The sequence below is a fragment of the Exiguobacterium sp. QJM3NY_9 genome (assembly GCF_056173545.1).
Genome location: NZ_CM149679.1, coordinates 403,182 through 417,989 on the forward strand (window position 1 = coordinate 403,182; position 14,808 = coordinate 417,989).

At 47.2% G+C, this 14,808-nt stretch carries 14 protein-coding genes; 13 read left to right on the forward strand and 1 reads right to left on the reverse strand.

The annotated features are described in order from the left end of the window. The first annotated feature begins 9 nt into the window (after window positions 1–9). The 3 genes from AC0VYQ_RS02045 to AC0VYQ_RS02055 all read left to right on the forward strand — a co-directional run bounded on the left by AC0VYQ_RS02045 (window position 10) and on the right by AC0VYQ_RS02055 (window position 1,755). Window positions 10–738 carry a hypothetical protein gene (locus AC0VYQ_RS02045; RefSeq protein WP_475404139.1) on the forward strand — a complete coding sequence of 243 codons (729 nt, stop codon included), beginning with the start codon at window positions 10–12 and terminating at the stop codon, window positions 736–738. Window positions 739–819: 81 nt separating this feature from the next. Continuing rightward, window positions 820–1,269, forward strand: coding sequence for a YflT domain-containing protein (locus AC0VYQ_RS02050; protein WP_029332512.1), 450 nt, complete (start codon window positions 820–822; stop codon window positions 1,267–1,269). A 36-nt stretch (window positions 1,270–1,305) separates the two neighbouring features. Beyond that, window positions 1,306–1,755 (forward strand): universal stress protein, encoded by a 450-nt coding sequence (locus AC0VYQ_RS02055; protein ID WP_088838409.1) that lies wholly within the window; start codon window positions 1,306–1,308, stop codon window positions 1,753–1,755. A gap of 61 nt (window positions 1,756–1,816) precedes the next feature. Here the strand turns inward: AC0VYQ_RS02055 and AC0VYQ_RS02060 are convergent, their stop codons facing one another. Further along, window positions 1,817–2,011, reverse strand: a complete 195-nt coding sequence (locus AC0VYQ_RS02060; RefSeq protein WP_088836190.1) for a hypothetical protein — start codon at window positions 2,009–2,011, stop codon at window positions 1,817–1,819. A gap of 150 nt (window positions 2,012–2,161) precedes the next feature. Between AC0VYQ_RS02060 and AC0VYQ_RS02065 the strand changes: the two genes are divergently transcribed. The 10 genes from AC0VYQ_RS02065 (at window position 2,162) to AC0VYQ_RS02110 (ending at window position 14,806) form a co-directional block, all read left to right on the forward strand. Then, a complete protein-coding gene (locus tag AC0VYQ_RS02065; protein WP_029332515.1) occupies window positions 2,162–2,605 on the forward strand; it encodes a MarR family winged helix-turn-helix transcriptional regulator in 444 nt (147 codons plus the stop codon). Between the two features lie 39 nt (window positions 2,606–2,644). Continuing rightward, window positions 2,645–5,314: an MMPL family transporter gene (locus AC0VYQ_RS02070; protein WP_475404140.1), complete on the forward strand. Its 2,670-nt coding sequence runs from the start codon at window positions 2,645–2,647 to the stop codon at window positions 5,312–5,314. A gap of 74 nt (window positions 5,315–5,388) precedes the next feature. Then, entirely contained in the window at window positions 5,389–6,240 is an 852-nt protein-coding gene (locus AC0VYQ_RS02075) for an MBL fold metallo-hydrolase (protein ID WP_475404141.1), read from the forward strand. A 354-nt stretch (window positions 6,241–6,594) separates the two neighbouring features. Further along, window positions 6,595–7,299, forward strand: coding sequence for a hypothetical protein (locus AC0VYQ_RS02080; RefSeq protein WP_214767241.1), 705 nt, complete (start codon window positions 6,595–6,597; stop codon window positions 7,297–7,299). A gap of 106 nt (window positions 7,300–7,405) precedes the next feature. Further along, on the forward strand, window positions 7,406–8,566 hold the full coding sequence (locus tag AC0VYQ_RS02085) for an ROK family transcriptional regulator (protein WP_475404142.1): 1,161 nt from the start codon (window positions 7,406–7,408) through the stop codon (window positions 8,564–8,566). 568 nt (window positions 8,567–9,134) lie between these two features. Next, window positions 9,135–9,617 (forward strand): hypothetical protein, encoded by a 483-nt coding sequence (locus AC0VYQ_RS02090; RefSeq protein WP_029332520.1) that lies wholly within the window; start codon window positions 9,135–9,137, stop codon window positions 9,615–9,617. 29 nt (window positions 9,618–9,646) lie between these two features. Continuing rightward, the gene (locus AC0VYQ_RS02095; RefSeq protein WP_214767237.1) at window positions 9,647–10,957 is read left to right on the forward strand and encodes an ABC transporter substrate-binding protein; all 1,311 of its coding nucleotides are present in this window, start codon (window positions 9,647–9,649) and stop codon (window positions 10,955–10,957) included. A 74-nt stretch (window positions 10,958–11,031) separates the two neighbouring features. Next, complete coding sequence (locus tag AC0VYQ_RS02100; RefSeq protein WP_088836196.1) at window positions 11,032–11,994, forward strand: carbohydrate ABC transporter permease; 963 nt, start codon at window positions 11,032–11,034, stop codon at window positions 11,992–11,994. Window positions 11,995–12,007: 13 nt separating this feature from the next. Further along, window positions 12,008–12,793, forward strand: coding sequence for a carbohydrate ABC transporter permease (locus tag AC0VYQ_RS02105; RefSeq protein WP_088836197.1), 786 nt, complete (start codon window positions 12,008–12,010; stop codon window positions 12,791–12,793). Between the two features lie 27 nt (window positions 12,794–12,820). Beyond that, window positions 12,821–14,806, forward strand: a complete 1,986-nt coding sequence (locus AC0VYQ_RS02110; protein WP_475404143.1) for a beta-galactosidase — start codon at window positions 12,821–12,823, stop codon at window positions 14,804–14,806. Window positions 14,807–14,808 lie beyond the last annotated feature (2 nt).

Sequence of the window (14,808 nt, forward strand, 5' to 3'; positions counted from 1 at the left end):
GGACGCGAGATGTTGACACTGACGGGACTTCGTTTACTCAATTTTTTATCGTTTTTATTCGTTTTACTTGCCCGTGTCGTGTGGTATAAGACGCCGACCGAGTTACCGTTAGCAATCATGCCGGCACCATTCGTTGATGCTGTCGTCGGTGTTCTGTATACGACACTCCTGATTTGGTGCATCCGTCCAGTCCGATCTTATCCGGCAGATCGAACGTTGATACTTGATATAAGTGGATGGTTCAGTTTGACGATGATTGGACTCGGAGTAAGTTCGATTGTAGGTCCGCCGTGGGAACTCGTGTTGATGACAGTGTCTTTCATAAGTCTTTGTCTCATCTATTCAAAAATTCAACAGCATCCGAACCGTTCACCTTGGATGCGCTCGCCTTTTTCCGTTTTTCTAGCCTGGTCGAGCGTCCAAATCTTAATTTTACCGTTTCGGATTTTACGTGATTTCCGGTTTGAGGAACTGTTTGGTTTAAGTGTCTCGCTTTGGACGAGTATCATGCTGATTGTTTTTGCCAGTGGTGTACTAGTATTCAGCTGGTTCCATTCGGATTGGGTGTTTGGTGTAGTGATGATTTGGTTTTATAGTGGGCTGTTCTTTAACGATCGTCTCACTTTGACACAGGAATGGATTACCGTTATTGCGACGGTGGCAGTCGCAATCGTCACAGTAGTGGTCTTTCGGAGACGACAAAAGATTTTTTCAGAACAAAAAACACCAGTTTCTTGAAACAAACCGACAGTTTGAATCATTGCTTTTCGTTTTTTCGGGTATATCCCTTATAGAAGTTAAAAAGGGGGAGACAGTCAGATGGGGAAAAAACAATTTATCGGAACGTATGAAAATGAAACCGAATTGATTCGGGATATTGAAGATTTACATTTTAAAGGGTATCTTGAGGAAGATTTATATGTCGTCTTACAGGATAAAACCGATATGGCGATGTTGCGGGGACAGTCAGCAGCACAACTCGTCACGGGTAAACGGACATTGTTCGAGCGTTTTACTGGAAAGCCGGCGACAGAAGAGGAAATTCGAACAGCATTTACGTCACTTGGTCTAGCGGACGATGAAATCGAACGTCATGTCGTCGGTGTCCGGCATGGTGCTTACGTCTTGTTCGCGGATCGAGAAGGTGCGGAGCGACCGACACCGTCACCTAAAAGTATTCTTGAGACGGAGCCGGAAGGCATCGAAGCAGAGCGGAAACTCGATCATGAAAACAGGGCATTGGAGAACGAAAACAACGATAAATTATGAGTGTTGCTTTTGTTTGAGTGGAGAGGGTGAATCATGATGGACAGCCACTACCATACAATTCTGGTCGCAGTAGACGGATCAAAGACGGCAGACTTGGCATTCGATAAAGCGGTCCAGTTTGCAAAAATTGATCATGCAAAGCTCGTCATCACACATGTCATCGACATTCAGACATTCGCAAATGTCCGTGCCAACCAACGCTTCATTGACCAAAACGTGACAGAGTATGCACAAGAATTACTTGAAAGATACGAAAAACAGGCACATCAAGCCGGGTTGGATGCAGTCGAGCTCGTCATCGAGACAGGGTCACCGAAGACGCTGATCCCGAAAGTCATTGCACCGCGTGTCGGGGCGGGACTGATTGTCTGTGGGGCTGTCGGCATGAACGCGATGGAACGGATCATGATTGGGAGTGTATCCGAAAACATTGCCCGTTATGCGAAATGCGACATTTACATCGTCCGTCCAAAAACGTTAAATTAATCAAAAAAGATAAGCAGTCTCTTAACGGTAGTAGCTTAAGGGACCGCTTATCTTTTTTAGTTTACTTTGTCAGCAGGTAATAAAATACACCAAGTACGATTAAGATGACCGGTAGTAAAATCAAGTACATCCAAACCATGTTTTTAGCAGTTGTTTTGTTACTGTAGCTTTCTTCATTGCGGCTACGTCCGACCATGAGTGTAAAAATAAGTCCAATGATACAAATCACAAGGGCGATCCAAAATAAAAGGGTCATCATTCTTCCTCCTTTATCTAGCAAGCATCAAGCTCTCTTTTATCATATCGAACATTGCTCGGGTCTGTCTGCCTAATTGTGACAGTTTGAAGTTGACGTCAGCTAGTTGAGGGGCTAAACTAACACTAACAGTTTAGGAGGTAAACTAAAATGAAAGACAATCTTCGGGAAGCCGTCCTTCTGTTTGAGGAAGTCATGATTCATGGAACGGAACGCGTATTAAAGTCCGTTGAATCTCCCGTGTGGCGTTTGTATTCTCCAGAGCAACTTCATTTATTGAAAATCGTCGGTAAATACGGACCGATTGCTTCGGGACGAATCGCCGTCATGCAAGGTGTCCATAAAAGCGCGATTTCAAACCGTCTGAAAAAGTTAAATGAAAAAGGACTCGTTGAAGTCGAACGGGCGGAAGATGATCATCGGACGAAACAAATCATTTTGACGCAAGCAGGACACGATGTCGTCGAGGAATCGAACCAGGCAATCTATCTCTATTTGGAACAATTGATTGACGGTAAGGTCGAGGACGATGAAATTCAACAGTTTATCGAAACGTTTAAAAAGGTTAAATCGATTTTAAAGATTGAAGATTAAGCAGCAGAGAAAAATAGAACTAGAAGAGGTGGAGAAGGCATGCGACAAATCGTCAAGTGGCGCTGGCCGATCGTAATCGTCTTATTGATTGCGACAGTCGGTCTATTTTTAGCGGCACCGAACTTATCGAAACAAGCAGAGGATGCTGGAGCGATTCAGCTCGCAAGTGATGCAGATTCGCAGCGCGCAGCAGATATTTTACAGGCAGCTGGTGCAAGTGAAGAAACCATTTCGCTCGTCATCCCGTTAAAGGAAAAGGTCTCAGCGTCTGACCGCACTGACATCGGTCAAATCGTGACGGATTTAGAAAAACTCGACAAACCTGTGACCGGTGTCCTTAATCCGTTTGAAAGTGAGGAAACGGAAGGACAACTTGTCTCAAAAGATAAAAAAACGGTGCTCGTTCCAATTACAGTGGACGGGTCGCAAGAAGAAATTACAGCGCTCGCGGAAAAAATCCGGGCGGATGTCCTTCCGAACGACCGGACGATTTATCTGACAGGTGAATCGCTGATTAATGCGGACGTCAATAAAAGTTCGCAAGAAGGACTGAAACGGACGGAGTTAATTACTGTCGGTTTGATTTTTGGTTTATTGCTCATCGTCTTCCGTTCGATCGTCACACCGTTCGTTCCACTGCTTGCAGTCGGCGTAACCTACCTAATGAGCCAATCATTTGTGGCGTTTTTTGTTGATTGGTTCGGTTTCCCGGTCTCGAACTTCACACAAATCTTCCTCGTCGCGATCTTATTCGGGATTGGGACAGATTACTGTATCTTACTGTTAAGCCGCTACAAGGAAGAACTGACAGCTGGACATGACGTCGAAACGGCAATCGTCAACACGTATAAAACAGCGGGTCGGACATTGCTGATCAGTGGGATTGCCGTTCTCGTCGGTTTCTCGGCAATCGGATTCGCAGATTTCCCGATCTTTAAATCATCGGTTGCAGTAGCGGTCGGGATTGCCGTCTTACTGCTCGTCCTGTTTACACTCGTCCCATTCTTCATGGCGACGTTAAAAGAAAAATTATTCTGGCCGTCGAAAAGTGCAGCGAGTCACCGTGATAGTAAGTTATGGGCACGTTACGGCGGATTATCGATTCGCCGTCCATTGCTCGCGATGGCAATCGTCGCCGTCATTACAGTCCCGACGCTCTTTACGTATGATGACGATCTTTCATTCAATACAGTCGATGAGATTGGAGAAAAATACGAAACCGTCAAAGGGTTAAATGCGATTTCAGACGGATTTGGTGCGGGAGAATCGCTCCCCGTCAACGTCATCTTAAAGGACGATAAAGACATCGTGACAGAAGAAACACTTCCTTACGCGGAGCAGTTAAGTCGCGAGCTCGTCAAATTGGATGGTGTCAAATCCGTTCGGTCGATTTCAAGACCAACGGGTGAGGTCATCCCCGATTTATACGTCGACCGCCAACTCGCGCAAATTGCAGATGGGGTCAAAGATGCCAATACGGGTCTTGGTGAAGTCAGTCAAGGTCTAGAGGAAGTCGAAAAAAACCTTCAATCGATTAGTGGACAGCTTCCGGCTGGAGACGAAGCGACGGCTGGGGCAACACAATTGCAACAGGCAGCAGATGGTCTCGGTCAAATCAATCAACAGCTCGGCGCTGTCGGTCAAGGACTGCAAACGACACAAAACATACCGCAAGCGGTCGGGACGTTGTCCGCTTTATCGGAACAATTGACGCAAATTGAAACCGGCATTGCGCAAGCGGCGACAGGAATTGAACAACAAGGTGCACAAGCTGGACAGCTCGGTGGTGGCTTGACGCAACTTGCGGACGGTGTCGGTTCGGCAAATGAGGGTCTTCAAAAAATCGAAGACGGTTTAACGGATGTAGCGGATATTCTGACTGAGATGGGCGATTCGAAAACGATTCGCGGGACCGGAATGTTTATTCCGAAAGAGACGTTAACGAATAAAGAGTTTGAACCGGTCATCGAACGATATGCAATTGATGACGAAACAGGATTGAAGTTTGAAGTCATCTTAAACGACGATCCCTATTCGCCAAAAGCGATCGAAACAGTCGCGGCGATTAAAAAAACGACTGCGAGTACGTTAAAAGATACGCCACTCGAAGAGGCAAAAGTTGCTTACGGTGGTATTTCAAGCATCAATAGTGACTTAAACGATACGTCAAAAGCGGACTTTTCGCGGACGGTCGCGATTATGATCGTGAGTCTGTTCATCGTCCTCGCAATCATGTTCCGTTCGTTCATCATGCCGCTGTTCATGATTGGTTCATTGTTACTGACGTACTATACGTCGGTCTCAATCACAGAGTTGATCTTCGTCAACGGACTGGGGTATGACGGAATCAGTTGGGCGGTTCCATTCTTCGGTTTCGTCATGCTCGTTGCACTTGGCATCGACTATTCAATCTTCCTCCTTGATCGCTTCCGCGAAGAAACGATCAACGGACTTGAGACGAAAGAAGCGATGTACATCTCGATGAAAAAAATGGGCTCGGTCATCATTACGGCAGCGATCATCCTCGCCGGTACGTTCGGTGCGATGATGCCATCCGGTGTCCTCAGTCTCGTTCAAATCGCGACGATTGTCATCACGGGTCTTCTCTTGTATGGATTGATTGTCTTACCGCTCTTGATCCCGGCGATTACTGTTTCGTTCGGTTCAGGTGTCTGGTGGCCTTTCCGTCAAAAAGAAAATAAGAAGTAAAGGCATTGAACTGGTCCATCCGGGCGTCATCCGGATGGGCTTTTTCGTTATACTACAAGCAGGAGGCGATGAAGATGCAACAATTTAACCAATTGACGGATCGTGTATGGTATCAAACACCGGTCAGTGAAACGGATCGACCGATTTTAGGGCTGATCGTCGGAACAAAACGCAGTTTGATGATTGACGCAGGAAACTCGAGCCGGCATGCAACACTGTTTTTAGAAGAAGTGGAGCGACATGGCTTGAAAAAACCTGATTTACTGGCATTGACCCATTGGCACTGGGACCACATTTTCGGACTAAAGGAAATGAACCTTCCGGCGATGGCAACGAAGCGGACGGTCGCGCGAATTGAACAGATGCTAGATTATGATTGGACAGATGAAGCACTCGAAGCGCGGATCGAGCAGGGAATCGAGATACCGTTTTGTGCCGATGCCATCAAGCTCGAGTTTGGTCCGACACGTGATATAGCAGTACAATTGCCAGATATTCAATTCGAGGGAGAACTTGTCGTCGACTTAGGGGATGTGCATTGTATTCTGCGCGAAGTCGAAAGTGACCATTCACCCGGGAGTCTGCTCGTTTACATACCGGAAGAACGTGTCTTATTTTTAGGGGACGCGATGTATGCTGATATCTTTTCGGCGAAATGGAACTATACGGTCGAGCGAATGACGTTGCTACTCGATACCATCGCGGAGTATGATGCGGCGTATTACGTCTGGTCGCACGGTGAGGCGATGCCCCGCGAAGCCTTTGAAAAAGAAGTCGCGATGTTACGTCAGGCGATGGATGTGACGGAGCGAGCAGGTGGGAAGATTTCAGAGATGCGTCGATTATACAAAGAAACGGTCGACCGTGTGTTAACGACGGACGAAGAAGAAACGCTCGTCTTTTTTGCGAACGGGATGAAATCTTAAAGCAATCGATCGTCAGTTCGGAAGGAATTGATGCCGCAAAAGGCGAAACTGTTCAATATGAGAAAAATTGGATAGATGAGAAAGGGAGTTGTATAATGTATCCGGATAAAAATAATCGGAACGAAACAAGCGACCGTGTTTTTTTTGGTACGGGAAAATTTTTTTTCGTCTTTGTGATTGCGCTAGTGCTCTATGTCCTCTACGACTTGTATCTCCAATGAAAACAATCTGACGCGTCACCTTCCTGAAAAAATCGGGAGGTGATTTTTTGATTTTTAGGGGAGTGCAAAGAGACCAAATTTTGGGTAATAATCAGCATGAGACACTTACAGGTTTTTGCAGAGGAGGCACAACATGAAACGCATCCAGATTGCCGACTTTGATCGTCGTTTACCTGGGAGAGAGCTCCGGGAGACGACGCATTATTATGAAGTGATTTTTATGAAAGATTACGAAGAAATGTATCCTTCAACACAAGTACGAACGATTCAATTGGCAGATATCTGTGTCAACTTAATCGTGATGCCGGAGCGGACGTATCTCGTCTCCGCGTTGTTTTTGAAGCCGGTCGAAGTAACAGACGTCGTCGCCTGGATTCAATTGTACACGATTAGTTTTGCGACAGCTGATGACTCGGGTTATTATGTCGAACAGGCGGATGAAATTCTTGAAATCGTCCTGTATCAAGACAATCCGATTGTCATTGCGACACGAGGGGATGACCGCCTTTATTATGAGACGAAAGGAGCGATTGAAGTGCGCCGAGCCACCAATGAAGGAATTGGAAACAAACCATTGTTGTATTTGAACGGAGAAGCATGGTTCGGGGTCCCGCGACTTGAATTCAACCCGAAGCAAGACGAAATCCATGTCAATGGAACGTTTTTATTCGCTGATTATATGGACGTTTATCAAGGTCATGTCAGCTTTTTTCGGAAGACGGACCCAGAATTGCCGGCTGTGTTGCTAGTCGGGCAGGCCATTATTGAAATGGAGTTGACGGAAAAGCCAGACGGTAGCCGAATCCTCGTCATCGAGCAGCCATATGATGAAGCGTGAAACCTCGCCTCTTTCTCTTTCAAAATGAGTTAAAAAGGAGACAGTGAAATCCCTTACAAAATGTGCGAAGATAGGAAGGAGAAGGTTAGAGGGGATGAGGGGAAGCATGACTAAAGAGACACCACGTAATTCAAAATGGATGCGCTCCTACAATCGGGCACTTGTGTTACGCCTGATTCGAATGCATCAGCCAATTTCGAGGGTCGAACTTGCCCAGCGGACAAATTTGACGAAGCCGACCGTCTCGAACATCGTCAGTGAGTTGATTGCTGATGGTCTCGTGACGGAGCGGGAACTCGGAGTTTCGAATGGGGGACGCAAACCAATCATGCTTGAATTGGTTGCGACGGAACAATATGTCATCGGAATCGATGCGACGAGTCATCGTTTCATCGGTGTCATCGCCGACTTGAGTGGAAATACGATTCATGAAGTCGAAACGATCGGACACTTTGATACGAGTGACGATATGATTGATGCCGTCAGTCAACTGTGTGAAGAATTGATTGAAGCGACAAACGGTGTCGGGACGATTCATGGCATCGGGATTTCTGTCCACGGGATGGTTAATCCGGAAACAGGTGTCATCCTATTTGCCCCTCGGTTCCACCTTCATGATGTCGCACTAAAAACACATTTAGAGGAACGATTTGCCTATCCAGTTTTCATCGAGAATGACGTCCGGGCACTCGCTTCCTTCGAATTGTTATTTGGCGAGGGGGTCGGGGTCGATCAATTCTTTTACCTTTATGCAGGCGAAGGGATTGGAGGCGCCTATGTACTGGATGGAAAGTTGATTGATGGGGAAAACCACATCACGGGTGAAGTCGGACATATGCGACTTGATTTAGATGGACCCATCTGTTCTTGTGGCAATCGTGGTTGCCTCGAGGCATTGGCAGGCGAAAAGTCACTGTTGCGCGATTTTGAAGTCATTGATCCGCAAGTAAAAACCTTATTGGAACTGCGGAGTCGTTTAGTGGCAGGAGACGAACAAGCGGCGCGCGCCTATCATCGAGCAGGAGAGTATATCGGGATTGGTGTATTGAATACGATTCACTTGTTGAACCCGAAACGGATTTTACTAGGCGGCCCGATGTTTGAACGCGCACCGGGCATCGTCGAGCAGATTAAAGAACGGGTCGCGCATACGGCGCTGACAACAGCCTCGCGACAGACGGACGTGAAGATGGTGCCGTGGAGTGAAAAACAAGGGGCACTTAGTGCAGCTGCCTTAGCGACAAATAGTGTCTTTCAAACGATTTAAAGTATAAACTACTTCCATCGATATGACGGAAGTAGTTTTTTTGACTGTAGGCAAACTCTTATGAAGAGTGAAAATGCGATAACGAGAAGCAATCAGTTCGCGCTTCCCTTTCTCGCTTCATCTTCAAAGCGGCAATTGGTCTAAAACGATTCAAGACGGATTGCGCTCCAAATCGTCTGCATGCCTGGATTTCTCTCACGGTATTACTTAAAAAGCGTCACGTTTCGTTGACTCCTACGGGGAAAAGTGCGTGTTTAACGCACTTTCAGAGGCAGGCAAGACCCTGCTCGTGTCCGTTAGGACCAAGGAGCAACGGCTTGCGCCTCGCCCGAGGAAAGCAACGAAAAAGACGCTTTATCACGCCTTCAGTTATCAGGACTTCAAGCAATCTCGAGATAACCCCAAAAAATAATTTATGAAAACGTTTACAAATATAAAAGTCATATGCTATAGTCTTTTTAAAGATAGATAATAAATTTAATTTACTAAGTTCATGTGAACGGTGGAGGTGGATGCGGACTGGCGAAGACCAGTCGAGCTGAAACGGAAAGAAGGAGGCAACGCGCCGATGGAAACAAAAGATCCGTGGGTTTCCTATCGTGAAGCTTTTGGGCGTTACGGGGCCATCCGCGGCTTTTACTATGATCGTCAAACGCAGCGGATGACTGAACAACAACTAGGGGATGAACGGTCACCGGACCAAGACATCGTGCTCGTCCGTCCGCGACAAGATGGAGTTTTTCAATTCCGGATGTCATCCGTGCAAGGAGTATTGACAATCCGTTCCTCAGAACTGCATGTTCGAAAAAATGAGAGCGGATACATCGAATTACGCGCATTGATGCAACAAATGCGGACGGCAGGCTGCTTAACACTTGGCGGGGAGTTTTACTTATTTGTCGCTCGCGAAGTCGACACATTGGATTATCGGTTACGTTTGATTGCCCGCGTGTTGATTCGGCTACAGGGAATGCCGATCGACCAAACGGTGATGGAAGACTGGTGCAAACAAGCGAAACTGGAAGGTCAACACGGTCAAAAATACGCATGATACTTACACATAAAAAGGGGATCAATCAGATGAAATTTAAAAAATCGAAAATTTTAGCGGCAGCATCGGTTCTTACATTATCAGCACTACTCGCAGCTTGTGGTGGCGAAGATGAGCAACAGACGACAACAAAAGACGGTAAAACAATCGTTACCTGGTGGGGCTGGGCACCACAACCTGAAGCTGGGAAAGCCGTTGTCGATGCGTTCAATAAATCGCAAGACAAGTATTCAGTCGAATTCAAACGGTACAGTGAAGACTATGAAAAGCAACTTCAAGTCGCAATGTTGTCAGGTAAAGGCCCAGACATCATTGGCTTAAAAGAACCGATGATTCAGCAGTATAAAGATCGTGTCGTACCGGTCGATTCATATATGGATAAAGCAGCCGGAGATGGATGGAAAGATAAATTCGTCGAGCTCGGGATTGAACAGACGACACTTGATGGTACACAATACGCAGTCCCAATCGGTTTCACAGGACAAGCATACTTGATGTACAACAAGACGATGCTTGATAAATACGGTGTCACGCCACCTAAGAACTATAAAGAAACGGTCGATGCCGTCAAAAAAATCAAAGCGTCTGGCGATAAAGTCATTCCATTGATGCTCGGAGCAAAAGATGCTTGGATCGACATCGATGTCTACAATGTCCTCAGTCACCAAGTCGCGCCGGGTTACATTCAAAAAGTCTTGTCGGGTGAAGCAAAATGGACAGATGACGAAATGGTCAAAACAGCACAAGTATGGCAAGATCTCTTCGAAGATAAAGTCTTCCAAGAAGGAGCGCTTGGTCTTGCGACTTACAATGACGGGATGAACCAGTTCTTCGATAAAAAAGCTGCGATGTGGGTCATCGGTTCATGGGAAGCACACTCGATGACGACGGCTGAGAAAAAAGACAAATGGAAAATTGACGATGAGCTTGGATTTGCACCACTTCCTAACCTCGTAGGCGGAACAGAACAACCAATCATCGCTTCAATCGATATGGCGCTTGGTGTCAATAAAGAATCGAAACAACAAGAAGGTGCAGCAGAGTTCATCGCCTTCATGAGTCAAGGTGAAGGACAAGAAGTATACATGGGTGAGTTCGAGATGGCACCAGGAATTAAAGATGTCACGATCGACTCTGATTCCGCTTTCACATCGGAAGGCGAAAAAGAATCATACAAAATGTTAAACGATACGCTTGCGGACGCAGTCGCGAGCCGTGGAATCCGGGATACGAAATTGAACGATATCCTCGGGAAGGAACTTCAAAATATCGCAACAGGTCAAGATCCGAAAGAAGCACTTCAACGTGTTCAAGATACAGCGGATAAATCGGCGAAATAAGCAGTAGACAGCGAAGTGATGCGCCTGGCGTATCACTTCCTGATTTTTGGAAAAGAGGAAAGTGAGGAATCAACATGCAGACAGAGCGTCAGGAATTGCCGATTAAACCAAAAGCAGAGCCGTTAAAACCAGCAGCGACACGTTCACCTGCTCCAAGAAAAAAAGGCAAGATGAAACAAAATATGGTCGGTTGGGCATTTGTCGCACCAATCGTCCTTTTCGTCGTCAGTTTCATCTACTACGGGATTTTCTACAATGCCTATAACTCGTTTTTCTCATGGGACGGGATTTCGTTTGATAAAGCGTTTGTCGGGCTTTCAAACTATGCGGAAATGTTCGGAGATCCGGACTTTTATCTTTCGCTCAAAAACACCTTCATCTTCACCGTCTTGACGGTCACAATCCAGGCTGGAATCGGACTTGTTCTCGCGTACTTCCTGCATACACAAGGACCGCTGCGGACTGCGATGAAATCGGTCTTCTTCTTCCCGGTCGTTTTGAGTCCGGTCGTCCTTGGGGCAGCTTTCACACAAATTTATGATTTCCAATTTGGATACATCAACGAATTCTTACGTGCAATCGGTCTTGGGAGTCTCGAGCAGAACTGGCTCGGCGATCCGGATATCGCGCTTTATTCCGTCATCGCCATCAATATCTTCCAGTGGACAGGGTCGTCGATGGTCATGTACTACATGGCGATGTTGACGATTGAAAAAGAAATTTTCGAAGCTGCGAAAATTGATGGAGCCGGTTTCTTCCGGACCCTTTGGAGCATCGTGTTCCCGAACTTAAAGGGCACGACCTTCACGTTATCGATCCTCGGTGTCATCGGTGGACTGAAGACATTTGACTTAGTCTGGATCACGACTGCCGGTGGGCCGGGATCGTCCACAGAATTTATCTCGACCTACTTATTCCGAAAATCAATGCTCCAACAGGAAGTCGGCTACTCGAGTGCTGTCGCCATCGTGCTACTTACAATCGCGTTGCTGATCACGTACTTCCAATTACGGATACAAAAGAAAATGGATAACTAAGGAGGAACGTACCATGAATGTAGAATCTAAAAAGAGTCGTTGGATGATCAACCTTGTCCTTGCCTTAGCTTCAATCGTCTGGCTGTTCCCGATCTTTGTCATGTTCAAGGAAAGCTTACGTGTCAATGGATTTGAGAACTATATCGCGACGTTACAAAACCCGAATTTCCCAACGTTCGTCTTCAACAGTTTCTTTGTTGCCTTCTTCATGATCATCATCTCAATCACGATTCTGGCGTTTGCAGCGTTCGCTTTTTCAAAGCTAGAATTCGCAGGAAAGCGTCTCATGTTCAATATGGTCCTCGCCGGTTTAATGTTACCGGTTGCTTCGATGATCGTCCCCTTGTTCTTTACGCTCCGTTCATTTGACGGACTGAACAATCATTGGGGATTGATTGGGGCAGAAGTTGCATTTTTCCTCCCGTTCGGCTTGATGCTCATCAAAGGGTACTTTGACGAATTGCCGAACGAACTGATGGAAGCGGCCTATATCGACGGTGCGACAATTTTAGAAGTCTTCTTCAAAGTCATGTTGCCACTCGCGAAACCGGCACTTGCAACAGCATTAATTTATGCGTTCCTCAACTCGTGGAACGAATACTTGATGGTCTTGACGTTCATGACCGATCCCGCTTACCAGACAGTCACGATGGCACCGAGCTTCTTCAAAGATGCACTCGGCGGCGATCCAGGTAAAATCTATGCCTCACTTGTGTTAATCAGCTTACCGACGATGGTCTTCTATATCTTCTTCCAACGTTTCTTCCAAAAAGGAATGACAGCCGGTGCAGTAAAATAATTTGTTTTTTGAGTCAGGGGGAGCAACATGTATTTAGGAGTCGATTATTATCCGGAACAAACACCACGTGAATTGTGGGAGGAAGATTTTCGTTTGATGAAAGAACTGGGGGTCAACGTCGTCCGGATTGCAGAATTTGCGTGGACGATGATGGAACCGGAAGAAGGGGTTTATGACTTCGACTTTTGGGATGACGTCGTCGCACGACTCAGTGACGCGGGCTTCGATATCGTCCTCGGTACACCGACGGCAACACCACCCGCCTGGATGTGTCATAAGTATCCGGAAATTTTACCGGTCGACGAACATGGTGTGACGATCAGCTTTGGTGCGCGTCGTCACTACACGGTTCACAGTGAGACCTATCAAAAGTTTTCCGTCGCGATTACGACGGAAATGGCGAAACGGTACGGGCAACATCCGCGTGTCATCGGTTGGCAGACAGATAATGAGTACGGTCATGAAAAGTCGGACCGCTCTTACAGTGCTATCGACCGGACCGCTTTCCAGGTCTGGCTCAAGAAGCGGTATGGCACGCTTGACGTGTTAAATGAGACATGGGGAACGGTCTTTTGGAGTCAAACCTATACGGCGTGGGAACAAATTCCCGTCCCGCGTAAAGTCTACCAAGAACATAGTCCAGCCCTGCTCGTCGATTTCGACCGATTTTGTGCCGACGGCTATAACTATTACAACAAGCTGCAAGTCGATGTCTTACGTGAACATATCCATCCGGATGCCTTTATCACACATAACCTCGTCTACAGCGATATGGCTGTGAATCAACAACAGATGGCGCAAGATCTTGACTATGTCTCATTTGATAACTATCCCGTCTGGGGCGGGTTACCGGAGCCGAACCGTTTCGAGAAGATGGCGAGCGATCACGATCTCTGCCGGTCGTCGAAACAGGGCAAAGGTTTCTGGGTCATGGAACAACTCAGTGGCGCACAGGGGTGGAGCAAAATCGGATACTTACCACGCCCGGGTCATATTCGCCTCTGGACGTATCAAGCCGTTGCACGCGGCGCAGAAGCGATCGTCTATTTCCGCTTCCGGGCAGCCTTGTTCGGGACGGAAGAATTTTGCCACGGCATCATCGACCACGACGGGAAACCGAAACGGAAGTTTGCTGAAGTCAAACAGATCATGACGGAACTGAATACGTTCGGCGACGAGATCAATGCGAGTACGTACCGAGCGGATGTCGGTGTCTATTTTGATCAGGAAAACGTTTGGGCCTGGACGCATCAACCGCACAGCGATGCGTTTGATTTCCGGACCGAGTTCGTCCGTTTTTACGGCGGAGCTGTCCGCAAGCAGGTTGCGACGGACATCGTCTTCCCGGGCGACGCGCTTGACGGCTATAAACTGATCATCGTGCCACTGTACTTCTTGACGAACCCGACGTTCGATCAAGCACTGATTGATTACATGGAACAAGGTGGCCACGTCATCTTTACGTACCGGACAGGTGTCAAGGATCCGCATAACAATGTCATCCCGAAAACACTTCCCGGGAAGTTTGCCACGTATGCCGGCATTGAAATCGATGAATATGAATCCCTTCAAGCGGTCCAGCAAAACCGTGTCGAGGGACTTGACGGACAATCGTCGACGGCACGCCTCTGGTGCGATCTCATTACACCGACGACGGCAGAGCCGCTCGCCGTGTATCGCGATACATTTTATGACGGGGTCGCAGCTGTCACACGAAATCAATATAAAGGAACGGTGACGTACATCGGAGCGTCGATCGATGACGCGATGATCGATACGATTTACGCGCAAGCCTTTGAAGAAGCAGGAATCGAGACGCTTGAAGTGCCGGACCAGGTCGAAGTCGTTCGCCGTCACGGGGAAACACGCGATTTCGTCTTCCTGATGAACCATGACACAAAAGAAACGAAACAAGTCACGCTTGACGGAACATATCAGGAGCTGACGACGCAAGAGACATACAGTGGAACAGTGACACTCGCACCGCTTGCGACACTGATTCTGACGACGTAAGG